The following is a 24,564-nucleotide window of genomic DNA, read 5'->3' as shown; positions in this document are numbered from 1 at the left end:
GGGGGTTGCGGGTGCGAGTGGGACTGCTGACCCGGGAGTACCCTCCGGACGTCTACGGCGGTGCGGGTGTTCATGTGGAGTTCCTCGCCAAGGAGTTGCGGCCCCTGGTCGACCTGGAGGTGCACTGCTGGGGCGAGGGCCGTGGGGTCGGCGTCGTCCGGCACCGCCCCTGGTCCGCGCTGGACACCGCCAACGACGCGCTGCGCACCTTCTCCGTGGACCTCGCCATGGCCGCCGGCCTCGAAGGCCGCGAACTCGTGCACTCCCACACCTGGTACGCCAATCTCGCCGGCCATGTGGCCAAGCTGCTCTACGGCGTCCCGCACGTGGTGACCGCGCACTCGCTGGAGCCGCTGCGCCCCTGGAAGGCCGAGCAACTCGGCGGCGGATACGCCCTGTCGAGCTGGGCCGAGCGCAGCGCGATCGAGGCCGCCGACGCGGTGATCGCGGTCTCCGGAGCCATGCGCGCGGACATCCTCGGCTGCTACCCCGCACTGGACCCGGCGAAGGTCCACGTCGTGCACAACGGCATCGACACCGCCCTCTACCGGCCGGACCGCTCCACCGACGTCCTCGCCCGGATCGGCGTCGACCCGGGCCGCCCCTATGTGCTGTTCGTCGGCCGCATCACCCGCCAGAAGGGCGTGCCGCATCTGCTGCGCGCCGTACGGGACATCGACCCGGGGGCGCAGGTAGTGCTGTGTGCCGGGGCGCCCGACACCCCCGAGATCGACCGGGAGTTCCGTGAGCTCTTCGAGGAACTGCGCCGGGTCCGCGAGGGCGTGCACTGGATCCCGCAGATGCTGCCGCGCGCGGACGTCATCCAACTCCTCACCCACGCGGCCGTGTTCGCCTGCCCCTCGGTGTACGAACCGCTCGGCATCGTCAACCTGGAGGCGATGGCCTGCGGCACGCCCGTGGTGGCGTCCCGGGTCGGCGGCATCCCGGAGGTCGTCGAGGACGGCAAGACGGGGCTGCTGGTCGACCTCGACGACGACTTCGAGGCGGGCCTGGCCCGGGCGCTGGACGCGGTCGTCGGCGACCGGGAGACGGCCCGGCGGATGGGCGAGGCCGGACGGGTGCGTGCCGTGGGCGAGTTCGGCTGGGACGCGGTGGCCCGGCGCACGGTCCGGCTCTATGAGGAGATCCTCAAGCAGTCGTAACTGGCAGGCCGCCTGTTCGACGCGATCCGGGTACAGGCTTAGCGGGAGTGCTTCGAGGGCAGGCATGGAGCACCAGGGTGAGGGGAGCGGCCATGCGTCGTGGTGGGCCTTCGGTACTCGGGATCGTGCTCGCGGGCGGGGAAGGCAAGCGCCTGATGCCCCTGACCGCCGACCGAGCCAAACCAGCTGTCACGTTCGGCGGGACGTACCGTCTGGTCGACTTCGTCCTGTCCAACCTCGTCAACGCGGACGTGCTGCGCATCTGCGTGCTGACCCAGTACAAGTCGCACTCGCTGGACCGGCACATCACCACCACCTGGCGGATGTCCAGCCTGCTCGGCAACTACGTCACCCCGGTCCCGGCCCAGCAGCGGCTCGGCCCGCGCTGGTACCTGGGCAGCGCCGACGCCATCCTGCAGTCGCTCAACCTCGTCCATGACGAACAGCCCGACTACGTCGCGGTGTTCGGCGCCGACCACGTCTACCGTATGGACCCCCGGCAGATGCTCCAGCAGCACATCGAGGGCGGCGCCGGGGTCACGGTCGCGGGCATCCGCGTCCCGCGCGTTGACTCCTCGGCGTTCGGTGTGATCACCCCGGGCTCGGACGGGCAGACGATAGAGACCTTCCTGGAGAAGCCCGCCGACCCGCCGGGGCTGCCGGACGCCCCCGACACCGTCTTCGCCTCCATGGGCAACTACATCTTCACCACCAAGGCCCTCGTAGAGTCCCTGCACCGGGACGCCGAGGACGACGACTCCGTGCACGACATGGGCGGCTCGATACTGCCCCAGCTCACCGGCCGCGGCGAGGCTCAGCTCTACGACTTCGGCACCAACCACATCCCCGGCGAGACCAGCCGCGACCGCGGCTACTGGCGGGACGTCGGCACCCTCGACGCCTACTACGACGCCCATATGGACCTGATCGCCGAACGGCCCGCCTTCAACCTCTTCAACCGCAGCTGGCCCATCTACACGCACTCCTACCAGCTCTCCCCGGCCCGCTTCAACGCCGGCGGTATGGCGAGCGAGTCCATCATCAGCGCCGGCTGCCTGATCCGGGGCCAGGTCACCCGGTCCGTGCTGTCACCGGGCGTGCGCGTCGACCCGGGGGCGGTGGTCCAGGGGTCGATCCTGCACGACAACGTGGTCGTGGGCCGCGGCGCGGTGGTGCGCGGCGCGGTCCTGGACAAGAACGTCGAGGTGCCGCCCGGCGCCACCATCGGCGTCAACCCGGACCGGGACGCGGAGCTGTACACCGTCTCCAAGGGCGGGGTCATCGCCCTCGGAAAGGGCCGGCTGGTCTCGTAGCTCCCTCCGCGTACCCCGGGCCCGGCGCCGTTTCCGCGCCGGGCCCGACCCGTTGCGCGTCCCATGCCGTGGTGCGCCCGTCGTGCGACGCGCTGCACACGAAACCACCCAGGTGCCGGGCTTTGCGGTCTTTCCCCCTCACGATGCAGACAACGATGTCGAACCTTCGGAGGTCATCCGACATGAGAGGGACCCGGCGCACACGGCTGTGCCTGGCCGGCGTGCTGACAGCGTCCGCGCTGCTCACCGCCCCCGCCGCAGGGGCCGCCGAACCGACCGACGGCCACCTCACCGACCTGGTGAACCCCTTCATCGGGACCCAGGACGAGGGCAACACCTTCCCCGGCGCGGCCGTGCCCTTCGGCATGGTGCAACTCTCCCCGGACACCGGGCACAGCACCGGCTACGACTACGCCCAGCACCGGATCCGCGGCTTCTCCCTGGTCCATCTCTCGGGCGTCGGCTGCCGCATCGGCGGCGACCTGCCCGTCCTGCCCACCACCGGGGACGTCACGCAGACGGACTACGCCCGGTACGCGGCCGGGTTCGACCACGCCGACGAGGAGGCGAGCCCCGGCTACTACCGCGTCGGCCTCGACTCCGGCGTCCGCGCCGAGCTGACCGCGACCGCCCGCACCGGCGTCCAGCGCTACACCTTCCCGGCCACCGACAAGGCCAACGTCCTGCTCAACGCGGCCCAGGCGCTGCACAAACCGGTGAGCAGCGAGGTCGAGATCCTCGACGACCACACCGTCCGTACGAAGATCACCGGCCATGGCTTCTGCCGGGAGACCGCCCCCTACACCGTGTACACGGTGACCCGTTTCAGCCGTCCCTTCACCGCCTACGGCACCTGGAACGGCGCCGCGATCACCCCTGGCGCCCGTACCGGAGCCGACGGCGCCTATGTCCGCTTCGACACCACCCGGGACCGTACCGTCGAGGCGACCACCGCCCTGTCGTACGTCGACGCGCGCGGCGCCGAGGTCAACCTGCGTGCCGAGGGCGGCCGTTCGTTCGACGCGGTACGAGGGCAGGCCCGGGACGCCTGGGAGCGGCGGCTCGGCGGGGTGCGCGTCCAGGGCGGCGGCGCGACCCTCCGCCGTACCTTCTATTCGTCCCTGTACCGCGCCTTCCTGGCACCCAACGTCGGCGACGACGCGGACGGCCGCTACACCGGCTGGGACCGGCGGATCCACCGCTCCGCCGGGTTCACCTACTACCAGAACTGGTCGCTCTGGGACACCTACCGCACCCAGGCCCAGCTGCTCGCCCTGCTCGCCCCGCGCGAGGCCAGGGACATGGCGCTGTCGGTGCTGAAGGTCGACGAGGACGGCGGCTGGCTGCCCAAGTGGGGCTACGGCACGGTCGAGACGAACATCATGACCGGCGACCCGGTCACCCCGTTCCTGACCACCGCCTACCAGATGGGCCTGCTCAAGGGGCACGAGGAGCGGGCGTACCGGGTGCTGCGGAAGAACGCCGACGGCGTGCCGCCGGCCGCCAACCAGGGCGTCGGCCGCGAGGCCAACGCCGAGTACCTCGCCGACGGCTTCGCGCCCTACGCCAAGGGCCGCCCGCACACCAAGGTCGGCGACTCCGACTACGACCACGGCGCCTCCGTCACCCTGGAGTACGCGCTGTCCGACGCGATGCTCGCCCAGATGGCCCGGGACCTCGGACATGGTGCGGACGCGGCCCGCTATGCCACCCGGGCCCAGAACTACCGCAACGTGTTCGACCCCTCCACCGGCTTCTTCCGCGCCCGGGACGCCTCCGGTGCCTTCACCGGCGACCCCGACCCGGCCCGGGGCATCGGCTTCCACGAGGGCACCGCCTGGCAGTACCAGTGGCTGGTCCCGCAGGACCTGCCCGGCGTGATCTCCCTGATCGGTGGCGAGCACGCCACCAACCGGCGGCTCGACTCCTTCTTCGCCTACGACAGGCTGCTCGCCGACCCCGAGAGGACCGCGCGCGAGGTGTGGGTGCACGGCAACGCCTACGCCTACTACAACGCGGCCGTCTACAACCCGATGAACGAGCCCGATCTCATCGCCCCGTACACCTACCTCTCCACCGGCCAGCCCTGGAAGACCACCGACGTGGTGCACGCGGCGCTCACCCTCTTCACGGACGGCCCGTCCGGGATGACCGGCAACGACGACCTCGGCACCATGTCCGCCTGGAACGTGCTGTCGTCCATCGGCCTCTTCCCCGTCCAGCCGGGCTACAGCACATGGGGCCTGTCCACGCCCGCCTTCGACCGGGTCGACGTCCGCCTCGACCGCCGCTACTGGCCGAGCGGCGGCTTCACGGTGACCGCGCCCGGCACCTCGGCCGCCGACCGGTACGTCCAGACGGCACGGGTCGACGGATCGGACTACGGCCGGACCTATCTGACGAACGGTTCGCTGCGCACCCTGCGCTCGCTGGCGTTCACGGTCGGCCCGCGCCCGTCAGAGTGGGGTACGTCACCCGAGGCGGCGCCACCGGCGCTGAGGTGACCTCAGGTGTCCCTTGAGTCCCGCCTCTTTCGGAGGGGGCGGGGCTTAATCTGCTGTTAACTGAGCGTAGCGTGATCGTACTTGACCGTAATCGGGTGTCGGCGTTTGACTGCGGTTGACTGCTGATCCCCCTCCGTCGACGCGAGGCACCCTCTTTCATGACTGTGACTGCTGATCTGCTCGCCCCTCTCGATCTGGCGTTCTGGAACATCGAGTCCGACCGGCACCCGATGCACCTGGGCGCGCTGGGCGTCTTCTCGGCGCACTCGCCGACCGCCGGCGCCCACGCGGCGGACCTGCTCGCGGCCCGCGCCGCCGCCGTGCCCGGACTGCGCATGCGGATCCGCGACGTCTGGCAGCCGCTCGGGTTCGGCGGTGCCGCCCGCGAGGCCGACCCGGACTTCGATCCCCTCGACCACGTCCGGCTGCACGCCCCGACCGCCGACTTCCAGGCCGCCGCCGGCCGGTTGATGCAACGCCCGCTGGAGCGCGGCCGGCCGCCTTGGGAGGCGCATGTGCTGCCCGGCGAGGACGGGGTGTCCTTCGCGGTGCTGTTCAAGTTCCACCACGCCCTCGCCGACGGGCTGCGCGCCCTCAAGCTGGCCGCCGGGGTCATGGACCCGCTCGACCTGCCCGAGCGCACCCCCCGCCCGATCGAGGCGGCGCGCCGGCTCCCGGCGCTGCCGGACGTGCGCAGGATGCCCGAGCTGGTGCGCGGCGCACTCTCGGACGTGGGCCGGGCCCTGGACATCGGCGCCTCCGTCGCCCTGTCCGCCCTCGGGGTGAGCTCCTCCGCCGCGCTGAAATCAGAGCCCACCGGCACCCGCAGCATCGCCGGCGTCGACCTTGACATCGACGATGTGCACCGGGTCCGCAAGGCCGTCGGCGGCACCGTCAACGACGTCCTCATCGCCGTCGTCGCCGGCGCGCTGCGCCGCTGGCTGGAGGAGCGCGGCGACGGTACCGAGGGTGTCGCCCCGCGCGCCCTGATCCCCGTCTCCAAGCGCCGCCCGCGCACCGCCACCCCACAGGGCAACCGGCTCTCCGGCTATCTGATACGGCTTCCGGTCGACAACCCCGACCCGCTCGCCCGTCTCGACCGCGTCCGCACGGCGATGGTCCGCAACAAGGACGCCGGCCCCAACCGGGGCGCCGGTGCCGTCGCGCTGCTCGCCGACCATGTGCCCGCCCTCGGGCACCGGCTCGGCGGACCGCTCGTCGGCCAGGCCGCCCGGCTCTGGTTCGACATCCTGGTCACCAGCGTCCCGCTGCCCGGCCTCGGCCTGCGCCTGGGCGGTCAGCCGCTCACGGCCGTCTACCCGCTGGCCCCGCTGGCGCCCGGCCAGTCCCTCGCCGTCGCCATCTCCACCTACCGCAACCAGGTCCACTACGGCCTCGTCGCCGACGCGGCCGCGGTCCCGGACCTCGATGTGCTGGCCCGCGCGGTGACCGACGAGGTGGACTCGCTGATCTCGGTCTGCGAGCCATGATCCGGTCGGGTTTGGAGGTATTGCCCGGCGCTCCGTAAAATTCCCTGTTCGAAAGCGGGCGCGAGTCGGAGCGCCGCTGGTGAGATCAGGGAAGCGGCGGCACGATGACGGTGACACAGGACGGCCCGACGGCCGAGGACCAGGTGGTCTACGGCCAGGGCATCGACCCGGAGCGGCTCGCCGTCTGCCTCAGCGTGCTCGGCGAGCTGGACAAGCTGGAGGTCGACCACCCGGACGCCATCGCGGTGCGCCGGGCCACGGCCGGCGTCTACCGGACGGTCAAGCAGCGCCGCCGCCAGGAGCGCCGGGCCGCCAAGACCGCGCACGACAAGGCGGTCACCGAGGCCACCGCGACCGGCTCCGCCGAACGCATCGACGACGAGACCGAGGGCCTGCTGCCGTCCTCGCGGACCGAGGAGGGCAGGATCGCCGGGATACTCCAGCGCCCGCGCTCCTGCTACACCTGCAAGACCCGCTTCGTCGAGGTCGACTACTTCTACCACCAGCTCTGTCCGGACTGCGCGCACCTGAACCGCGCCAAGCGGGACGCCCGCGCCGACCTCACCGGCAAGCGCGCCCTGCTCACCGGCGGCCGGGCCAAGATCGGCATGTACATCGCGCTGCGGCTGCTGCGGGACGGCGCGCACACCACGATCACCACGCGCTTCCCGAAGGACGCCATCCGGCGCTTCAAGGCGATGGAGGACTCCGCGGACTGGCTGCACCGCCTGGAGGTCGTCGGCATCGACCTGCGCGACCCGGCCCAGGCCGTCGCCCTGGCGGAGCAGGTCGCCGCGGCGGGCCCGCTCGACATCCTGATCAACAACGCGACCCAGACCGTACGCCGGCTGCCCTCGGCCTACGCGGCCCTGGTCGAGGGCGAGAGCGCCCCGCTGCCCGCCGGTGAACTCCCCGCCCACCAGGTCATCGGCGCCTTCAACTCGGGTGCCGTGGACGGTCTCGCCGCGCTGCCCCTCGGCAGCAGCGGCCTCGACGCCCAGCAGGTCGCCGACCTGGCACTGGTCGCGGGCAACGCCAGCGTCGCCCGGCACCTCGACGGCACCGCCATCGACGCGGGCGGCCTCGTCCCCGACGTCGTCGACAGCAACACCTGGGTGCAGACCATCGACCAGATCTCCCCGGTCGAGCTCCTGGAGACCCAACTCTGCAACTACACCTCGCCGTTCATCCTGATCAGCGCGCTCCGGCCGGCCATGGCCGCGGCCGCGAAGCAGGCGGCGCGCGGACGGTCGTACGTGGTCAACGTCTCCGCGATGGAGGGCGTCTTCGGCCGCGGCTACAAGGGCGCCGGGCACCCGAACACCAACGCGGCGAAGGCGGCCATGAACATGGTCACGCGGACCAGCGCGGTGGAGATGTTCGAGACCGACGGCATCCTCATGACCTCCGTGGACACCGGCTGGATCACCGACGAGCGCCCGCACTACGACAAGCTGCGCCTCGCCGAGGCCGGCTTCCACGCCCCGCTCGACCTGATCGACGGCGCGGCCCGCGTCTACGACCCGGTCGTCCGCGGTGAGCAGGGGGAGGACGTGTACGGGGTCTTCCTGAAGGACTACGAGCCGGGCAAGTGGTAGGCCCCGCTTAATCGTTGGCGGTCACCGGCACCGGCGCCCTACTGTTCGGGAAGGCGCCGGTGTGCCCGGTGCGCAGGTCACGCGTTCTTCGTGGTTCGATTCCATACGGGTCCACCCAGGGGCCCGTCGCCCAGTGGGGGCAGCAGCCGCGTCGCCGAACTGATCTCGGGCACGCCCGGCCGGTGGCAGGCCGCGGGTCGTGGGGCTGATCGCGCCCGCGCGGCGGCAGTCGCACGTCGGGACCGTTCCGCGCCCCTTCAGGTGGGGGTGCGTGCCGCTCGTACCCTGGTGCCGCCGTCGACCACCAGGTCTGCCCCGGTCACCCACGCCGCGGCATCCGAGCACAGCCACAGCACCGCCCCCGCCACGTCCTCCGGCTCCCCGATCCTCCCCAGCGGCAGCCCGGCGGCGATCTCCTCCTCCCGCGGCTCCCACATGAAGCGGGCCATCTCCGTGCGCACCAGCCCCGGGGACACCGAATTGACCCGCACCCGGGGTGCCAGTTCCCCCGCCAGCTGCTGGGTCAGGTGCAGCAGTGCCGCCTTGCTGGTGCCGTAGGCGCCCACGTCGGGGCCGACATGCGTCGCGCCCTCCGTGCAGATGTTGACCACCGAGCCGCCGTGCTCCCGCATCCAGCCCCGCCACGCGCACTGCGTCAGCCGCAGCGGTGCCTCGACGTTCACCGTGAACGCGTCCCGCCACGCCCTGGGATCGGCATCCATGAGGGGCCCGTACGGGCGGTTGGTGGCCGCGTTGTTGACGAGGATGTCGAGCCGCCCGAACGCGCCGAGCGCCAGCCGGGTCAGCTCCCGGGCGTGCTCCGGCTCGGCGACGCTGCCGGCCAGGCCGGTCCCGCCCAGCTCCGCGGCGGTGTGCCGGACCTCGTCCGCGTCCCGCGCGCTCACGCACACCAGCGCCCCGGCCGCCGCGAGCGCCCCGGCCACCGCGCGCCCGATCCCGCGCGTGCCGCCGGTGACGACGGCCGCCCTGCCCCTGAGCCCGTACGACGACGTCATCGCCGTACCGTCTCATGGCGGTCCGTCAGTCGACAGCCCCGAGGCGGGAGTTGCGGGACGCGACCAGTTCCAGGACGGTCCGCCAGTCCTCCAGGACGCCCGCGTCGAGCCCCGCGGTGCGGCTCTCCTCGGCGGCCTGCCGCAGCCGCAGCACGTCCTCGTCGGCGGGGGCGCCGTCTCCCCGTACCAGGTGGTAGACCCGCTCCCCGAGCAGATACCGTACCGCGTGCGCGGGGCCGTCGGCCGGGCCCAGCAGTTCCTCGATGCCGTGCACCAGGCCCGCGACCTGGAGCTCCTTGTCGGCGGGGCGGCTGCGGCGCAGCAGAGCCGCGGTGCGCAGGGCGCGCTGGTGCCGGCAGGCGTACAGCAGATCCATCAGCTCCTCGACGCTGCGCAACTCCATGCGTCAGTCCTTCCGCGAGACAGCCGTTGTCCTGTGCCATCGGATCATGTCGAGTTTTCGACCCGGCCAACGCAACCTGAACTGCACAGCCTGTGAAGGGAGCGGAGACCCGTCCTTTCGAAAATGTGTTCGCTTGCTTAGGCCGGGCGGGTGCAGCGTAAACGGGGCATCATGTTACGAACGGGTGCATTTGCGGGCGTCGAAACTGCGTAACGACTCGCGATAGTTACACCTTGTTTGCACTCCCTATCGAGCGGACCCGCGCTCATTTGGTTAATCTGTAGGGGACGGACAGCAGTAAGGGGTCCCACCCACACCCACGGTCCGTCCCGGGACAAGCCGGTCGACAACGGCCTGCTCTCTTGTGAGTTTCCGGCGCCACCGCGTCCGAACCGGCCTTCCATCCAGACCCGACCGGGCGCTCAGGCACCGGAACGCAGACTGTCCGGTACGCCCCGAGGGTGACCGACACATAAGGAGTGCGCGGTGACACCGGAGAAGACGAATCGCGAGCAGCGCCCCAAGGAACGCACGGAGCGCTCGGGCAGCCGGCCCGGACAGCTCGGCAGCCTCGACGTGTGGGCCCGGTCCGCCCCGATCCGCCTCGCGGGTTACGAGGAGGATCTCGCCGAGCCCCACATCCTGCCGAGCGTGGACTGACCGCCGGTCGATCATCCGCGATCGCCGACGCATGGGCGTGCGAGACTCACGCCCATGCTGATCAGAGAAGCCACCGCGGCCGACTGGCCGCAGATCTGGCCCTTCTGGCACCGGATCGTCGCCGCCGCCGAGACGTACGGATGGGACCCCGACACCTCGCAGGAGACGGCCCGCGCCCTGTGGATGAGCCCGGCGAAACGTGTCTACGTCGCCGAGGACCCCACCGGAGCCGTCGTGGGCTCCGCCTATCTCACCCCCAACTACGGGGGCCCCGCCGCGGGCGTCGCCAATGCCGGCTTCATGGTCGACCCCGACCGGGGCGGCCGGGGCATCGGGCGGGCGCTCGCCGAGCACATCCTGGCGGAGGCCAGGAGCCACGGCTACCGGGCGATGGTCTTCAACGCGGTCGTCGAGACCAATCCCGCCGTGGCCCTGTGGGCCTCCCTCGGTTTCACGATCGTCGGCACGATCCCGTCCGCCTTCGACCATCCGAAGCACGGGCTGGTCGGCCTGCACGTCATGTACCGCGCCCTCTGAGCACGGTTACCCGACGAGCGCCTCGGACACGGCCCACAGCCGGGCCGCGTTGTCCCGGTCCAGGGCGTACGGCGCGACACCGCCGACCGAACCGGCTCGCTCGGTGACCGGCTCGGCCTCCGCGCAGTCCTCGAAGTAGCGGCCGGTGACACCCGCCACGGTCGGCGAGGCGGCCAGCAGCACCGAGGTCGCCGCGCCCTGCTCCACCGTCTTCTGCGGCGGCAGGGTGAGTTCGCCCGAGGCGATGAACGCGGCGACCTGCTGCATGTCCATGTGCCGGGCCAGGTTGGTGTCGGCGATGTTGCCCGGCATCAGGGCGTTCGCCGTGATCCCGTCGTCGGCCCAGCGCTCGGCGGCGGCCACGGCGAACAGGATGTTGGCGGTCTTCGACTGCCCGTAGGAGGTCCACGGGTCGTAGGGGCGGAACCGGTAGTCCAGGTCGTCGAAGACGACGGGGGAGAAGAGGTGACCGGTGGAGCTGACCGAGACGATCCGTGCGCCGTTCGCCGCCGCGAGCGCCGGGTGCAGGCCGGTGGTGAGGGCGAAGTGACCGAGGTGGTTGACGCCGAACTGCTGCTCCCGGCCGTCCGGTGTGCGGGTGACCTCCGACGGCGCCATCACTCCGGCGTTGTTGACCAGGATGTGCAGCGGGCCCTGCCAGTCGGCCACGAAGGCGGCGACCGTCGACCGGTCGGCCAGGTCGAGCCGGGCCACGGTCAGCTTGCCCGACTCCGGCGGCAGATCCGCCGTCAGGCGGGTCGCCACGCGGTCGCCCGCCTCGATGTTGCGCACGGCCAGGGTGACGTCGGCGCCGGCCGAGGCGAGGGCGCGGGCCGTCTCCACCCCGATCCCGGAACTGGCTCCGGTCACCACGGCCCTGCGGCCGTGCAGGTCGACGCCGTCGACGATCTCGGCGGCGATGGTGGTGGCCCCGAAGGTGCTGGGGGTCTGCGGTACGGACATGAGGTGTGTCTCCTGTAAGTGTGAGGGGTGTGGGGGGGTGTGACCGGGTCGCGCCCGGCCGGTTCACCGGGAAGTGGACGGGGCGCCGGCGGGAGTCCAGGTGCGCGCGTCGCCCGCCTGGGTGACACGGCCGAACACCTGGTCCGTGAAGTGCCCGGCGGCGATCACCGTGTCCGGCCGCCCGAGCACCCGGTCGCGCACCTGCCGGGCCTGGTCGGGAGCGACGTCGGAGGCGAAGGTCAGGGCGGGGTCTGCTATCTGGGCGGTGGAGTGCACGATGTCCCCGACGATCCACACCTCCTCGGTACCGGCGCCCGCCGGGTCCCGCACGACGACCGCCAGATGGCCGGGGGTGTGACCCGGCGTGGCCTCGACGGTCACTCCGGGCGCGATCGTGTCGCCGCTTGCGACGAACTCGACGACACCGGTGAGCGGCTTGAGCACCGCCTCGGCGTCCGGTCCGCCCAGGTCGGCGTCGCGCGTCGTCCAGTACTGCCACTCGGCCTGCGACATGAGGTGGCGGGCCCGGGCGAAGGTGAGACCGCTGGGCGCGTGCGCGGCCGGTGTGCCGGGAAGCGGGGCGACATCGCTGGTCCAGCCGACGTGGTCGAGGTGCAGATGCGTGTAGACGACCGTGTCGATGTCGGCGGCGGACAGTCCCTCGGCGGCGAGGTTCCGCAGCAGCGCCCCTCCCTTGAGGTGGGCGACACCGGGTACGTCCACATCGATCTTCCCGGCGGCCAGATCCACGAGGATGCGCTGGCCCCCGGCCTGGACGAGGAACGACCCGAAGGTGAGGACGAACTGCCCGTCGGTGAGGTCGCCGGGGCGCGTCGTCCAGTCCACGCCGGGGAAGAGGGTGTCGGGGTTGTGGGCGCCGAAACCGTCGGGAAGATAGGTGATCGTCGTGTCGCCGACGGAGATCCGGGACCGCTTGGCGGGTTGGGGCATGGTGGTGAAGTTCCTTCTGGAAGCTCTGGATCGCTGCGGGTCTGGGACGGAGGGCGCTCAGCCGTTGAGGGTGCCCATGTGCTCGGGCGCGTAGCGGTCGCCGGTGACCGCGCCGTGCGGGGCGACCGCCTCGATGGCGGCGAGGTCGGCGTCGGTGAGCGTCACCTCGGTCGCGGCGACGTTCTCCTCCAGGTAGCGGCGGCGCTTGGTGCCGGGGATGGCGACCGCGCCCTGGTGCTGGACCCAGGCGAGGGCGAGCTGACCGGGAGTGATGTTCTTCTCGGCCGCGATCCGGCGGACCTCGCGGACGACGTCGAGGTTGCGGTCGAAGTTCTCGCCCTGGAAGCGCGGGTCGGTACGGCGCCAGTCGTCCTCGGTGAAGTCGTCCGGGCTGGTGATCGCGCCGGACAGGAAGCCGCGGCCGAGCGGGGAGTAGGCGACCAGGCCGATGCCCAGCTCCTTGAGGGTGTCCAGGACACCGTCGTGCTCGATGCCGCGCTCGAAGAGCGAGTACTCGATCTGGAGGGCGGTGACCGGGTGGACGGCGTGGGCCCGCCGGATGGTCCCCGCGGAGGCCTCGGACAGGCCGATGTGCCCGATCTTGCCCTCGGCCACCAGCTCCGCCATGGCGCCGACGGTCTCCTCGATGGGCACCTGGGGGTCGATCCGGTGCAGGTAGTAGAGGTCGACGCGATCGGTGCCCAGGTGCCGCAGCGAGCGCTCCAGCGCGTGCCGCACGTATTCCGGCCTGCCGTTGAGGCCGACCACCTGGCCGTCGTCGGTGATCTCCACGCCGGTCTTGGTCGCGACCACGGCGGCCTCGCGGCGCCCCGCCAGAGCCTTGCCGAGCAGCTGCTCGTTGACGAAGGGGCCGTAGCTCTCGGCGGTGTCCAGCAGGGTGACGCCCAGCTCCAGCGCCCGGTCGATGGTGGCCAGGGACTCGGTCTCGTCGATGGCGCCGTAGAAGACGCTCATGCCCATGAGGCCGAGGCCCTGGGCACCGACGGTCAGGCCCTGGCCGCCGAGTGCGCGCTGTTCCATGATGAGGTTCCCTCGATTCCATAACTAACTGGATAGATACCAAGACCCTAGACCCGCCCGCCGACTATGTCAATAACTAGATAGTTACTGCTAGGGTGGTGGGCATGTCACGCGATTCCAGTGCCACCAAGGCCCGGCTGCTCGACGCGGCCTTCAGCGAATTCGCCGCCTACGGCATCGCCGGTGCCCGGGTGGACCGGATAGCCGAGACCGCGGGGGCGAACAAGCGGTTGATCTACGTCTACTTCGGCAACAAGGAGCAGCTCTTCGACGAGGTGCTGCAGCGGGCGATGACGGCGGGCGCCGAGTCCGTGCCCTTCGACGTCGAGGACCTGCCCGGATACGCGGGCGCGATCTTCGACCACCTGGTGGCACGGCCGGACCTGATGCGCCTGCGGCTGTGGAAGCTGCTGGAGCGCCCCTCCGCCACCGGACTCGAACAGGACGCGTTCCGCGACAAGGCGGCACTCGTGGCCGAGGCCCAGCGACGCGGCGACCTCGATGGGGACATGGCGCCCGACGACCTTCTGACCATGGTGCTCGCGGCGGCCCAGGCCTGGTTCTGGGCCGCCGAGGGCGTCGACCCCAAGGAGGTCAGCGAGTCCTGGCCGCAGGAGCGGCTGGCCCTGCACCGCGAGGCGGTCGTCGAGGCGGCCCGCCGGATGACCGAGCCCAAGAAGCCCTGGGCGCGTTGATCGCGAGCGTTGTCGTCGGTCGCCGACGTCCCCCGGCCTTCGGCCGGATGTGCCCCCGCCGCGTCGCCCGCCGCGGCAGCGGCTGATCGTCTACGCCTCCTCCGCCTCGCGGCTGCACGCCCCGGACACCACCGGGGCCGGTCGAAAGGCGCCGCACCTCACCGCCGGCCTGATCCAGACGACAGGCCCTGGTCGACGGGGGCCGTCCGCTGCCACGGTCGCAGGGTCTCCAGCGTCTGGGCCACCGCCAGCAGGACCGCCTCCGAGCCCGGCCGTCCCACCAGCTGTACGGCGCACGGGGCGCCCGAGGGCAGTGTGCCGAACGGCACCGACATCGCCGGCCAGCCGGTGAGATTCCAGGCCGGTGTCAACGGCGAGTAGTGGGAGCCGGCCAGCGCGTTGCGCACCCAGCCGCGCTCGTGCCAGGAGGCCGCCTCCGGGGCGCGCCGCGCCAGCGCCGGGGTGAGCAGCACGTCGTACTCCGCGAAGAACGGGGTGAGCCGGGCGCGCAGCCGCTCACGGGAGTCGCTCGTCCGGACCCCGCTCAGGAAACGGCGGCCGATCGCCGCGTGCACCCGGGTCCGCCGGGTCAGCAGCGCCGGGTCCAGATCGGCCGCGTCCACGGCCGTCCCCGCCGTCCAGTGCCGGAGCGCGGTGACACCGATCGACATCGGGTACGGCGGCTCCGCGCGCCGCACCTGGTGCCCGGCGCCCGCCAGCAGCCCGGCCGCCTGCGCCAGCGCGTTCGTATACGGCCTGCTCACGGTGGTCCCGATCAGCGGGCTGCGCCGCGAGACGGCGATCTTCAGCGCAGTGCCCTGCGTGGTGTTCTCGAACCTCTTGTCCGCGAGGACCGAGAGCATGAGCCGGGCGTCCTCGACGCTGGTCGCCAGCGGCCCGTTCTCCGACATGCCGAACCAGTCGCCGTTGCCGATCCCGGCCGGGACCACCCCGAACCCCGGCTTGATGGTGACCAGACCGCAGTTGGCCGCCGGAATGCGCAGCGAGCCCATGCCGTCGTTGCCGAGGGCGATCGGCACCAGCCCGGCGGCGACCGCGGCCGCGCTGCCGCCAGAGGAGCCGCCCGCGCTGCGCAGCGTGTCCCACGGGTTGCGGGTGATGCCGTGGACCCCGTCGGTCGTGCCGAAGACGCACAGTTCGGGCACGTTCGTCAGCCCCACGACCACCGCGCCCGCCGCCCGCAGTCGGGCCACGGTGGCATGGTCGGCGTCGGCGGGCGTGTCCGGCGTCGCGGCCGAACCGTCGAGATGCGCCTCGTCGCGCACCGCCAGGTTGTCCTTCACGGCCACCGGCACACCGGCCAGCGGGAGTTCGGCGAGGTCGGGGCGGGCCGCGACCTCGTCCGCCTCGGCCGGCGCCGCCTCGGCCCGGACCTTCCGGAACGCGCCGATCCGCCCGTCCAGCCGCCCGATCCGCTCCAGATGCTCGGCCACCACCTCCCGGGGCGTGACCCGCTTCTCTCGTACGGCGGCGGCGATTTCGGCGGCGGTCCGGCCGACCCAGCTGGTCACGGGCGCTCCTGGGGGTGCGAGAGAGGCTTACTCGTCGGTACGAAAGGGCACTCTGCCTCGCCGCGGGCTTCGCGTCGAGAGCATCCGCCGCCGGTCACGCGGGTGGGGTGTGCCGAGGACCGGCCGTCGGTGTCTGCGCTGCCCCCACAGGTCATCCGACCACTTCCTCAACTCTCGCACGTGCACACCCCATTGACAGGCTTCTGGGCCCGCTCAATCATCAGACATCCGATGAATGGAGCCGCGCATGAGCATGTCTCCCTATCCAAGACGCCAGGTGCTGGGGGCCGCGGCAGGCGTCGCCGCGGCGGCCGCCCTGCCGCTCGCCGCGACGACCCCGGCCCAGGCCGCCGAGCCTGCCGAGGCCGGCGTCGCCGGGTCGGCCGATGCGGGTGCCGCGTCGTCATGGGTCCCCGTCCCCACTCCGGTCCCCGTACCGCTCGACTCCCTCTACGACAACGACGGCATCGACACCGCCGACGCCCGGGGCGGTGACTTCGACGGCTCCGGCTACACGTTCCCGGGCGAGGAACTCCCGGCCGGCCGTATCGAGGTCGACGGTGTCCCCTTCGACTTCCCCGCCGCTACGGCGGGCGCCAAGAACAACGTTGTCGCGCTCGGCCAGCGCGTCGACCTCCCCAAGGGCCATTACCTGTCCGCCGTCTTCCTCACCGCCGGCAGCTACGGCAACGCCTCCGGCCGGGTCACCGTCCACTACACCGACGGCACGACCACCACCGCCGGCCTGAGCGGCGGCGACTGGTACGCGGTGGGCGGCCCGCTGGCGGCGCCGTACCGCCTCCAGCCGGACGGCGGCAAGGACCAGCACAGCGTCGGGATCGGTACCTCCGAGGTGTGGTTCGACCCGCAGCGCGAGGCCGTCGCCCTCACCCTCCCGGTCGGCAACCCGGCCGAGGCCGGCAAGACCGCCCTGCACGTCTTCGCGCTCTCCCTCCAGCCCGTCGCCCAGGGGCGGGCGCTGACCCTGCGCGACGCCCGCTCCACCGGTTCCCTGCTGGACGCCACCGGCGCCCAGAGCGTGGAGGCCACCGTCGTCAACGCGGGCACCGTCGCGATCCTCGCCCGCGACGCGGTGTCCGTACGCGTCGACGTCCCCGGCGCCCGTACCGTCGAGCCCGCCCGCATCCGCCGCCTCGACCCCGGCGAACAGGCGCGCGTCCACGTCGGTATCCGCAGCCGCACCGGCACCGCGCCGGGCACCGAGCGCGACGGCACGGTGAGCGTGCGCGGACACGGAGCCCAGGTCGCCGCCGCCAAACGCACGTTGACGCTCGGCACACCCGACTACCAGCCCAGCGAGACCTCGTTGGCCGGTCATCAGGCGCCCTACTGGTTCAACGAGGCCAAGTTCGGCATCTTCATCCACTGGGGTGTCTACTCGGTGCCCGCGTGGGCGCCGGTCGGGGTGCAGTACGCCGAGTGGTACTGGGACCAGATGCAGGACCCGAACAACCCGACCTACGCCTACCACCGGGACACCTACGGCGAGGACTTCGCCTACGACGACTTCATCCCGCGCTTCACCGCCGAGAAGTTCGACCCGCGGGCATGGGTGGAGCTGTTCCGGGACGCCGGTGCCCAGTACCACGTACTGACCTCCAAGCACCACGAGGGCTTCGCCCTGTGGGACACCAAGGTCTCCGACCGCAACGCCGTCAAGATGGGCCCGAAACGGGACCTGGTCAAGGAGCTGTTCGAGGCGTCCCGTCGGTACGCGCCCGAACTCCACCGCGGCCTCTACTTCTCCATGCCCGAGTGGTTCAACCCCGACGACCCCTGGATGGGCCACGCCCCGCGCAACCCGTACACACTGGACCCGCTGCCGTACACCGGATACACCTCCGGCAAGGACTACGTGAGGGACTTCCAGGCCCCGCAGATGCTCGAGCTGATCCACGGCTACGACCCGGAGATCATCTGGTGCGACATCGGCGGCGCGAACGACAGCGTCCACGTCCTCGCCGAGTACTTCAACCACGCCAAGAACCGGGCCCGTCCCGTCGACGTGACCGTCAACGACCGCTCCGGCATCGGCTTCCACGACTTCACCACGCCCGAGTACACGACGTACGCCGACACGGTCGTCGCCAAGTGGGAGGCCAGCCGCGGCCTCGACCCGCGCAGCTACGGCTACAACCGGGCCACCCCGGACGACGCCTACATGACCGCCGAGGAGGTCGTGCACAGCCTGGTCGACATCGTCTCCAAGAACGGCAACTTCCTGCTCGACATCGGCCCCCGCGCCGACGGCACCATCCCGGAGATCATGCAGACCCGGCTGCGGGAGACGGGCGCCTGGCTCGCGGTCAACGGCGAGGCGGTCTACGGCACCACCTACTGGTCGCGCATGGCCCAGCTCGGCGAGGACCTGCGCTTCACCGTCCGCCCGGACGAGGCCTTCTACATCCACTCCCTGACCCGGCCGGGCGCCAAGCTCACCGTCGAGGCACCGGTACCGGTCCGGGCCGGCGACAAGGTGACCATGCTCGGTCACGACCGGCCGCTGACCTGGACCGTAAGCAACGGGTCGCTCGTCATCGACGTGCCCGAGGCGGCCCGGCGGACGGGCCGGCACGCGTGGGTGTTCAAGGTGGAGTGGCACGGGTGAGGTAGGGAAGAGGCTGCCGCGGCTGCTCGGGGTCACGGCAGCCCCACGCCACCGAGACCGGCGCCTCTACGGCACCCGCGCCTAGTAGTCGGCGGCGGGTGCCGTGCTGCCCCGTACCGTCAGTCGGGGCACCGGCACGCGTACGGCCCGGGCCGAGCCGCCGTCCAGGAGGGCCGTCAGTTCGTGGGCCGCCACCCGGCCGAACTCGGCGCTGTCCCGGGAGAGCGCCGACAGCCATGGCTTGACCATGCGGCACAGGGCCGAGTCCTCCCAGGAGACGACGGAGACGTCGTCCGGGACCGAGTAGCCGAGTTCGGCGGCGGCCGCGACCCCGGCCACCGCCATCACGTCGTTGTCGTAGATCAGGGCCGTCGGGGGCGGGGTCGCACGCAGGACGCGGCGGGTGACGGCCGCGCCCTCGGCGTCGGAGTAGTCGGTGGTGACCGAGCGGACCTCGGAGAGCCCCCGGCCGTCCGCCTCCGTGCGCAGGGTGCGGATCCGGCGCTGGGTGTGGGCGAGGCCCGGCAGGCCCGCGATGTGCACGATCCTGCGGTGACCCAGTGCCGTCAGCTCGTCGACCACCGACGCCATCGCGGCCGCGTCGTCCGCCCAGACCGTCGACAGCCCGGGGTGGCGTTCGTCGGGGGCGCCGCCGATCACCACCGCGGGCAGGCCGAGCTCGTCGAGGAGGCCGGGGCGGGGGTCGTCGGCGCGCGGGTCCACCATCAGGATGCCGTCGACGCGGTGTTCCGCCCACCAGCGGCGGTACACCGCGCACTCGTCGGCCACGTCCTCCGCCATCTGGAAGAGCAGGCCGAGATGGCGTTCGGCGAGCACCTCCTGGATGCCGGAGACCAGTTGGAGGAAGAAGGAGTCCACGCCCAGGGAGTGCGCGGGACGGGCGAGGACGAAGCCGACCGTGGCCGCGCCCTCGCCGGACAGGGCGCGGGCGGCCGTGCTGGGCCGCCAGCCGAGCTGCTCGGCGACCCGGTGCACCCGGGCCCTGGTCGTCTCGGAGACCCCGGGGCGGCCGTTGAGCGCGAAGGAGACCGCGCTCTCGGAGACTCCGGAGCGGCGCGCGATGTCCTTCATCGTCGGCCGGCGCGCGGGGACGCGTTTCTCCGCCAACTCACTTCCTCATTCGGTCGGGACCGTGATCCGCTAATGCGCTTGAGTTCGAACACCCTAAAGCGTATTAGTGATCGACCGCAATACGCTTGTAACGCCTTGCTGAGCAGGGGCTTCGAGCCACTAATGACTTTAGCTGTGCCGAATCCATTGACTCGTCGCGGAATCGGCGTGCAAGGTCTGGCGCGGCACCTTCGACCACCCCCGCTGCAAAGGAGCAACGGACCATGCGTATCTCCCGCAGAGCCCTCGCCCTCGCCGCTGCCGCCGTCCTCGCCCTGCCGCTGAGCGCCTGCGGTTCCGGGGACGACGGCGGTGGTTCCACCGACGCCTCGGGCAAGGTCGAGGGCGACATCACCTTCCAGACCTGGAACCTGCGCGCGAACTTCAAGCCGTACTTCGAGGGCCTGATCGCGGACTTCGAGAAGAAGTACCCGGACACCCACGTGAAGTGGATCGACCAGCCCGCCGAGGGCTACGCCGACAAGATCAGCGCGGACGCGGCCGGAGGCACCCTGCCCGACGTCGTCAACGTCTCCCCGGACCTCGCCGCCCCGCTCGCCAAGGCGGGCCTCGCCCTCGACCTCGACAAGGCGGCGAGCAAGTACAAGTCCGAGTATCTGGCGGGGGCTTGGGCCAGCCATCGGATACCGGGGATGAGCGGGACGTACGCCTTCCCCTGGTACCTGAACACCGGGCCGCTCTTCTACAACAAGGCCCTGTTCAAGGAGGCCGGACTCGATCCCGCGCAGCCGCCGAAGACGTACGACGAACTCTTCGCGGACGCCCTGAAGATGGCCGAGCAGAGCAACGGCAAGGTGGCCACCCTCGCCAACGTCCCCACCATCGAGGACTTCGGTCGCTACGGCGCCGAGCTGATGGACAAGACGGGCACCGGGTTCGCGTTCAACGACGCCAAGGGGATCGAACTGCTCACCAAGTACAAGGAGTTGTACGACGCGAAGGCGCAGGACCCGCAGGCGCTGACCGCCACCCCGGAGTCGTCCGGCAAGAAGTTCCTCACCGAGGCCGTCGCCATGAACCCCGGCAGCGCCCTCGACCTCGCCAACTTCAAGAAGCAGGCGCCGAACCTGTACAGGAACATCGGCATCACCGACCAGATCACCAGCACCGGGCACGTCAACATGTACGTGATGGGTGTGATGGTCAACTCGAAGACCAAGCACACGCCGGCCGCCGTCGCCTTCGCGCACTTCGTGACCGACGCGCAGAACCAGATGTCCTTCGCCAAGCAGGTCGCCATCTTCCCGAGCACCGCCGGTTCCCTCGACGACCCGTACTTCACCAAGGAGGACGGCACCGACGAGACCCGGGTGCGGATCGCCGCCGCCAAGTCGCTGAAGAACGCGGTCAATTACACGCCGGTGCTGTTCAGCGACCAGATGAAGACCGCGCTGGGCAACGAGGTCGCCAAGGCGTTGCAGGGCAAGGAGAGTCCCAAGGCGGCTCTGGACAACGCTGTCAAGGCCTGCGACCAGCTGCTCCAGCAGCAGGGCTGAGGGGCGAGGCATGGCCGGCGCGTCCCGTGTGCGGCGTCAACTGCCCACCAGTCCGTGGCTGTTCGCCGCTCCCGGGCTGCTGGTCATCGGCGCCTTCGTGCTCTATCCGTTCGTCTCGACGGTGGTCAACTCCTTCACCGACCGCCGCACCCTGATCCCCGGCCGGTTCGTGGGTCTCGCCAACTTCCGTGAGCTGATCCACGACGACATGTTCTGGACCGGTCTGCGCAACAGCACCCTGTACATCGTCGTGGTCGTACCCGCCCTCGTCGTCCTGCCGCTGCTGCTCGCGCTGTTGGTGCAGAAGAACATCCCGGGTATCACCTTCTTCCGGTCCGCCTTCTACACCCCGGTCGTCGCCTCCATCGTCGTGGTCGGGCTCATCTGGGTCTGGCTGCTCGACGAACGCGGCCTGGTCAACTCCCTGCTGGAGACGGTCGGGATCGGCCGGATCGGCTTTCTCAGCGACCAGTGGCTGCTCCTGCTGAGCGCGATGGCGGTCACGGTCTGGAAGGGCCTCGGCTACTACATGATCATCTATCTGGCGGCGCTCGCCAACGTCCCGCGCGAGCTGCACGAGGCCGCCGCCGTGGACGGCGCGGGGGCGGTGCGCCGCTTCCTCTCCGTCACCGTGCCCGCCGTACGCTCCACGATGGTGCTGGTGGCCGCGCTCTCCTCGGTCGCCGCCTTCAAGGTGTTCTCCGAGGTGTACCTGATGGCGGGCCCGAGGGGCGGCCCGGCCGGCGAGGACACCACCCTCGTGATGCTCGTCCAGCGCACCGGCACCGGACTGACCGGCCGCGTCGGCTACGCCTCGGCGCTCTCCGTCGTGGTCTTCGTCGTCACCGTCGCGCTGATGCTCCTGGTGCTGCGCGCCGACCGGAGGGACCGCCCATGAGCGCCCCCCGGGCACGCTTCACCGACGAGCACGGGCGCCGCATCCGGATCGGCGAGCTGGTCCTGCGCTACGCCCTGCTGCTGCTCGTGCTGGCGGTCACCGTCGGACCGTTCCTGTGGCAGCTGTCCACCTCGCTCAAGGGGCCGACCGAGGACATCTTCAGCTCGCCCCCGAGCTTCCTGCCCGAGCATCCCACCCTGCACAACTACCAGCGGGTCGCCGACACCATCCCCGTCTGGGACTACGCCCTCAACTCGCTGAAGGTGGCAGGCGCGAGCGTGGTCACCAACTGCGTCGGCTCGGCGCTCGCCGGATACGCCCTCGCCCGGCTGCGCTACCGAGGGCGCCGGATCGCCACCCTCGTCTTCATCCTCGCGATGCTCGTGCCGGTGGAGGGGATCATCATCGCCCAGTTCACCACCATGCGGGAACTCGGCCTCAACAACACCCTGATCGGCGTCGTGCTGCCCGGCTCCATCGGCGCCATGAACGTGCTGCTGATGCGCAACGCCTTCCTCAACCTGCCCTACGAGATCGAGGAGGCGGCCTACGTCGACGGCGCCGACGTCTGGCAGCGGTTCCTGCGGATCGCCCTGCCGTCGGTCAAGGGCACCGTCGCCGTCGTCGCGATCTTCGCCTTCATGGGCGCCTGGGACGACTTCCTCTGGCCGCTGATCGTGCTCAGCGACCCGTCCAGGTTCACGCTCACCATCGGCCTCAACTACCTGCACGGCACCTTCGCCAACGACGAACGCCTCGTCGCCGCCGGCACCGTGATCGCCGTGGCCCCGCTCATCGCCCTGTTCGCCTGCCTCCAGCGGTACTTCTTCCGCGGGGTCGGCGAAGGCGCCGTCAAAGGCTGAACCCCCGTTCCCGCAAGGAGACCGCATGCCTCCGGCCGTGCGCTTCGGCGTCAACTACACCCCCAGCGAAGGGTGGTTCCACCACTGGCTCGACTTCGACCTGGACTCCGTACGCGCCGACCTCGACTCGATCGCCGCTCTGGGGCTCGACCACATCCGGGTCTTTCCGCTGTGGCCCTATTTCCAGCCCGACCGCACCCTGATCCGGCCCCGCGCGGTCGAGCAGCTCGTCGCCCTCGCCGACGCGGCCGCCGAACGCGGTCTCGACGTCAACGTGGACGGTCTGCAGGGCCACCTGAGCAGCTTCGACTTCCTGCCGGCCTGGACCCGGACCTGGCACCGGCGCAACCTCTTCACCGACCCGGAGGTCGTGGCGGGGGAGGCCGCCTATCTCCGCACCCTGGCCGCGGCGCTCGCGGACCGGCCCAACTTCATCGGGATGACGATCGGCAACGAGGTCAACCAGTTCGCCGCCGGCCCGCATCCGGATCCGGACCGGGCCACCGAGGAGGAGGCGGAGCGCTGGCTGGCACGCCTCCTTGCCGCCTGTGCCGAGGGCGCCCCCGGCAGGCTCCATCTGCACGCCTCCTACGACGCCGCCTGGTACCAGGACGACCAGCCCTTCACCCCCGCCCACTCGGCCCGCCTCGGCGACCTCACCGCCGTGCACTCCTGGGTGTTCAACGGCACCGCCCAGCGCCACGGCCGCACCGCCCCGCAGACCGAGCAGCACGCCGCGTACCTGGTGGAACTGAGCAAGGCCTGGGCCGAGGATCCGCACCGGCCCGTATGGCTCCAGGAAGTGGGCGCGCCCGCGCCGCTGATCCCCGCCGAGCACGCGGCCGCGTTCACCGAGGCGACCCTCACCGCCGTGCTGGACTGCCCCGATCTGTGGGGCGTCACCTGGTGGTGCTCGCACGACGTCAGCCGGAGCCTCGCCGACTTCCCCGAACTCGAATACGGGCTCGGCCTGTTCACCAACGACCGCAAGCCCAAGGACCTCGCGCATGTGCTCGCGGCGGCCGAGCCCCGGGTGGCGAGGGCACGCGACACGGCGCTCGTCGTGCCCTCCGACCCGGCCCGGCGCTCCCGGTGCGCTCCCGGCGGGCCCGTCTTCGACGCCTGGTTCCGGCTCGTCTCCGACGGCGTCCGTCCCACCACCGTCCTCGACACCCGCGCGGACGACCAGGACCATCTGGCCGCGCGCGGCATCACCGAGGTCGTCACTCCCGGTCAGGTACTCCCCACCCCACCAGGAGGCACCCGCTCGTGAACCCGAGCAGACATACCGTCCTGATCGCCGCCACCGCGGCGGCCCTGGCCCGCTCACTGCCGGCGACGGCAGCGACCGAGGCGGCGGCCGTCACCCCGCCGTACGCCTCCTACTGGGACCCGGACTCCGGTTCCCTCCGCTTCGCCTGGAGCACGGCGCCCGGGGGCGTACGGCACCACACCCTGCACCGGCTGCTCCCCGACGGCACCCGGCGCTTCCTCGGCGCCACCGGACAGCGGGCCTGTTACCTGACCGGGCTCCAGCCGGAGCAGGGCGAGGCGGCGGCACGGTTCGAAGTGCGCGCCGTAGGGGAGCTGTACACCTCGTCGGATCCCGTGACCGTCACGCACACCTGGTAACCGGTAACGAACAAACGGAGCACCCCAC

20 protein-coding genes and 1 pseudogene are annotated in these 24,564 nt (G+C 71.3%); 14 read left to right on the top strand and 7 right to left on the bottom strand.

Going from position 1 to position 24,564, the window contains the following annotated elements; translation table 11 throughout:
- Positions 1 to 11: 11 nt before the first annotated feature.
- The 5 genes from glgA to AB0D59_RS03425 all read left to right on the top strand — a co-directional run bounded on the left by glgA (position 12) and on the right by AB0D59_RS03425 (position 8,068).
- Complete coding sequence (gene glgA / locus AB0D59_RS03445; protein ID WP_362560861.1) at positions 12 to 1,163, top strand: glycogen synthase; 1,152 nt, start codon at positions 12 to 14, stop codon at positions 1,161 to 1,163.
- 92 nt (positions 1,164 to 1,255) lie between these two features.
- Positions 1,256 to 2,476, top strand: coding sequence for a glucose-1-phosphate adenylyltransferase (glgC, locus tag AB0D59_RS03440; protein WP_362560198.1), 1,221 nt, complete (start codon positions 1,256 to 1,258; stop codon positions 2,474 to 2,476).
- A 182-nt stretch (positions 2,477 to 2,658) separates the two neighbouring features.
- A complete protein-coding gene (locus tag AB0D59_RS03435; RefSeq protein WP_362560195.1) occupies positions 2,659 to 4,980 on the top strand; it encodes a GH92 family glycosyl hydrolase in 2,322 nt (773 codons plus the stop codon).
- 164 nt (positions 4,981 to 5,144) lie between these two features.
- Positions 5,145 to 6,470, top strand: a complete 1,326-nt coding sequence (locus AB0D59_RS03430; protein WP_362560859.1) for a wax ester/triacylglycerol synthase family O-acyltransferase — start codon at positions 5,145 to 5,147, stop codon at positions 6,468 to 6,470.
- A 104-nt stretch (positions 6,471 to 6,574) separates the two neighbouring features.
- The gene (locus AB0D59_RS03425) at positions 6,575 to 8,068 is read left to right on the top strand and encodes an SDR family NAD(P)-dependent oxidoreductase (RefSeq protein WP_362560192.1); all 1,494 of its coding nucleotides are present in this window, start codon (positions 6,575 to 6,577) and stop codon (positions 8,066 to 8,068) included.
- A gap of 257 nt (positions 8,069 to 8,325) precedes the next feature.
- On the opposite strand, the gene AB0D59_RS03420 is transcribed toward AB0D59_RS03425, so the two are convergent.
- Both AB0D59_RS03420 and AB0D59_RS03415 read right to left on the bottom strand, forming a co-directional pair.
- Positions 8,326 to 9,084, bottom strand: coding sequence for an SDR family oxidoreductase (locus AB0D59_RS03420; protein WP_362560189.1), 759 nt, complete (start codon positions 9,082 to 9,084; stop codon positions 8,326 to 8,328).
- A gap of 25 nt (positions 9,085 to 9,109) precedes the next feature.
- Positions 9,110 to 9,487 (bottom strand): hypothetical protein, encoded by a 378-nt coding sequence (locus tag AB0D59_RS03415; protein ID WP_362560186.1) that lies wholly within the window; start codon positions 9,485 to 9,487, stop codon positions 9,110 to 9,112.
- A gap of 486 nt (positions 9,488 to 9,973) precedes the next feature.
- Between AB0D59_RS03415 and AB0D59_RS03410 the strand changes: the two genes are divergently transcribed.
- Both AB0D59_RS03410 and AB0D59_RS03405 read left to right on the top strand, forming a co-directional pair.
- Positions 9,974 to 10,147: a hypothetical protein gene (locus tag AB0D59_RS03410; protein WP_351703577.1), complete on the top strand. Its 174-nt coding sequence runs from the start codon at positions 9,974 to 9,976 to the stop codon at positions 10,145 to 10,147.
- 54 nt (positions 10,148 to 10,201) lie between these two features.
- Positions 10,202 to 10,684, top strand: coding sequence for a GNAT family N-acetyltransferase (locus AB0D59_RS03405; RefSeq protein WP_362560183.1), 483 nt, complete (start codon positions 10,202 to 10,204; stop codon positions 10,682 to 10,684).
- Positions 10,685 to 10,690: 6 nt separating this feature from the next.
- Here AB0D59_RS03405 and AB0D59_RS03400 read toward each other — a convergent pair whose 3' ends face one another.
- From AB0D59_RS03400 to AB0D59_RS03390, 3 genes are all read right to left on the bottom strand, one after another.
- On the bottom strand, positions 10,691 to 11,647 hold the full coding sequence (locus tag AB0D59_RS03400) for an SDR family NAD(P)-dependent oxidoreductase (RefSeq protein ID WP_362560180.1): 957 nt from the start codon (positions 11,645 to 11,647) through the stop codon (positions 10,691 to 10,693).
- Positions 11,648 to 11,710: 63 nt separating this feature from the next.
- Positions 11,711 to 12,598 carry an MBL fold metallo-hydrolase gene (locus AB0D59_RS03395; RefSeq protein WP_362560177.1) on the bottom strand — a complete coding sequence of 296 codons (888 nt, stop codon included), beginning with the start codon at positions 12,596 to 12,598 and terminating at the stop codon, positions 11,711 to 11,713.
- A gap of 57 nt (positions 12,599 to 12,655) precedes the next feature.
- Complete coding sequence (locus AB0D59_RS03390; protein WP_362560174.1) at positions 12,656 to 13,639, bottom strand: aldo/keto reductase; 984 nt, start codon at positions 13,637 to 13,639, stop codon at positions 12,656 to 12,658.
- 104 nt (positions 13,640 to 13,743) lie between these two features.
- On the opposite strand from AB0D59_RS03390, the gene AB0D59_RS03385 reads away from it, so the two are divergent.
- Positions 13,744 to 14,334: a TetR family transcriptional regulator gene (locus AB0D59_RS03385; RefSeq protein ID WP_362560171.1), complete on the top strand. Its 591-nt coding sequence runs from the start codon at positions 13,744 to 13,746 to the stop codon at positions 14,332 to 14,334.
- A 158-nt stretch (positions 14,335 to 14,492) separates the two neighbouring features.
- Here the strand turns inward: AB0D59_RS03385 and AB0D59_RS03380 are convergent, their stop codons facing one another.
- Positions 14,493 to 15,866: an amidase family protein gene (locus AB0D59_RS03380; protein ID WP_362560168.1), complete on the bottom strand. Its 1,374-nt coding sequence runs from the start codon at positions 15,864 to 15,866 to the stop codon at positions 14,493 to 14,495.
- 253 nt (positions 15,867 to 16,119) lie between these two features.
- On the opposite strand from AB0D59_RS03380, the gene AB0D59_RS03375 reads away from it, so the two are divergent.
- Positions 16,120 to 18,495 (top strand): alpha-L-fucosidase, encoded by a 2,376-nt coding sequence (locus tag AB0D59_RS03375; RefSeq protein ID WP_362560857.1) that lies wholly within the window; start codon positions 16,120 to 16,122, stop codon positions 18,493 to 18,495.
- A gap of 81 nt (positions 18,496 to 18,576) precedes the next feature.
- On the opposite strand, the gene AB0D59_RS03370 is transcribed toward AB0D59_RS03375, so the two are convergent.
- Positions 18,577 to 19,587 (bottom strand): LacI family DNA-binding transcriptional regulator, encoded by a 1,011-nt coding sequence (locus AB0D59_RS03370; RefSeq protein WP_362560855.1) that lies wholly within the window; start codon positions 19,585 to 19,587, stop codon positions 18,577 to 18,579.
- Between the two features lie 263 nt (positions 19,588 to 19,850).
- Here AB0D59_RS03370 and AB0D59_RS03365 point away from each other — a divergent pair, with 263 nt between their 5' ends.
- The 5 genes and pseudogenes from AB0D59_RS03365 to AB0D59_RS03345 form a co-directional block, all read left to right on the top strand.
- Positions 19,851 to 21,143, top strand: a complete 1,293-nt coding sequence (locus AB0D59_RS03365) for a sugar ABC transporter substrate-binding protein (RefSeq protein ID WP_362560166.1) — start codon at positions 19,851 to 19,853, stop codon at positions 21,141 to 21,143.
- Positions 21,144 to 21,153: 10 nt separating this feature from the next.
- The gene (locus AB0D59_RS03360; RefSeq protein ID WP_362560163.1) at positions 21,154 to 22,041 is read left to right on the top strand and encodes a sugar ABC transporter permease; all 888 of its coding nucleotides are present in this window, start codon (positions 21,154 to 21,156) and stop codon (positions 22,039 to 22,041) included.
- Complete coding sequence (locus AB0D59_RS03355) at positions 22,038 to 22,904, top strand: carbohydrate ABC transporter permease (protein WP_362560161.1); 867 nt, start codon at positions 22,038 to 22,040, stop codon at positions 22,902 to 22,904. Before AB0D59_RS03360 ends, AB0D59_RS03355 begins: the two co-directional genes overlap by 4 nt.
- Positions 22,905 to 22,929: 25 nt before the next feature.
- A complete protein-coding gene (locus AB0D59_RS03350; protein WP_362560158.1) occupies positions 22,930 to 24,177 on the top strand; it encodes a glycosyl hydrolase in 1,248 nt (415 codons plus the stop codon).
- Between the two features lie 128 nt (positions 24,178 to 24,305).
- A pseudogene (locus AB0D59_RS03345) lies at positions 24,306 to 24,536 on the top strand (endo-beta-N-acetylglucosaminidase); the annotation flags it as partial.
- Positions 24,537 to 24,564 lie beyond the last annotated feature (28 nt).

The sequence above is a fragment of the Streptomyces sp. NPDC048417 genome (genome assembly GCF_040651615.1).
GTDB lineage: Bacteria > Actinomycetota > Actinomycetes > Streptomycetales > Streptomycetaceae > Streptomyces.
This window is presented reverse-complemented; position numbering and strand designations above follow the sequence as displayed.

Coding starts and splice junctions, on each gene's coding strand:
- glgC (WP_362560198.1), top strand. CDS start 1,256: ATGCGTCGTGGTGGGCCTTCGGTACTCGGGATCGTGCTCGCGGGCGGG.
- AB0D59_RS03435 (WP_362560195.1), top strand. CDS start 2,659: ATGAGAGGGACCCGGCGCACACGGCTGTGCCTGGCCGGCGTGCTGACA.
- AB0D59_RS03425 (WP_362560192.1), top strand. CDS start 6,575: ATGACGGTGACACAGGACGGCCCGACGGCCGAGGACCAGGTGGTCTAC.
- AB0D59_RS03420 (WP_362560189.1), bottom strand. CDS start 9,084: ATGACGTCGTCGTACGGGCTCAGGGGCAGGGCGGCCGTCGTCACCGGC.
- AB0D59_RS03415 (WP_362560186.1), bottom strand. CDS start 9,487: ATGGAGTTGCGCAGCGTCGAGGAGCTGATGGATCTGCTGTACGCCTGC.
- AB0D59_RS03405 (WP_362560183.1), top strand. CDS start 10,202: ATGCTGATCAGAGAAGCCACCGCGGCCGACTGGCCGCAGATCTGGCCC.
- AB0D59_RS03400 (WP_362560180.1), bottom strand. CDS start 11,647: ATGTCCGTACCGCAGACCCCCAGCACCTTCGGGGCCACCACCATCGCC.
- AB0D59_RS03395 (WP_362560177.1), bottom strand. CDS start 12,598: ATGCCCCAACCCGCCAAGCGGTCCCGGATCTCCGTCGGCGACACGACG.
- AB0D59_RS03390 (WP_362560174.1), bottom strand. CDS start 13,639: ATGGAACAGCGCGCACTCGGCGGCCAGGGCCTGACCGTCGGTGCCCAG.
- AB0D59_RS03385 (WP_362560171.1), top strand. CDS start 13,744: ATGTCACGCGATTCCAGTGCCACCAAGGCCCGGCTGCTCGACGCGGCC.
- AB0D59_RS03375 (WP_362560857.1), top strand. CDS start 16,120: ATGTCTCCCTATCCAAGACGCCAGGTGCTGGGGGCCGCGGCAGGCGTC.
- AB0D59_RS03370 (WP_362560855.1), bottom strand. CDS start 19,587: ATGAAGGACATCGCGCGCCGCTCCGGAGTCTCCGAGAGCGCGGTCTCC.
- AB0D59_RS03365 (WP_362560166.1), top strand. CDS start 19,851: ATGCGTATCTCCCGCAGAGCCCTCGCCCTCGCCGCTGCCGCCGTCCTC.
- AB0D59_RS03360 (WP_362560163.1), top strand. CDS start 21,154: ATGGCCGGCGCGTCCCGTGTGCGGCGTCAACTGCCCACCAGTCCGTGG.
- AB0D59_RS03355 (WP_362560161.1), top strand. CDS start 22,038: ATGAGCGCCCCCCGGGCACGCTTCACCGACGAGCACGGGCGCCGCATC.
- AB0D59_RS03350 (WP_362560158.1), top strand. CDS start 22,930: ATGCCTCCGGCCGTGCGCTTCGGCGTCAACTACACCCCCAGCGAAGGG.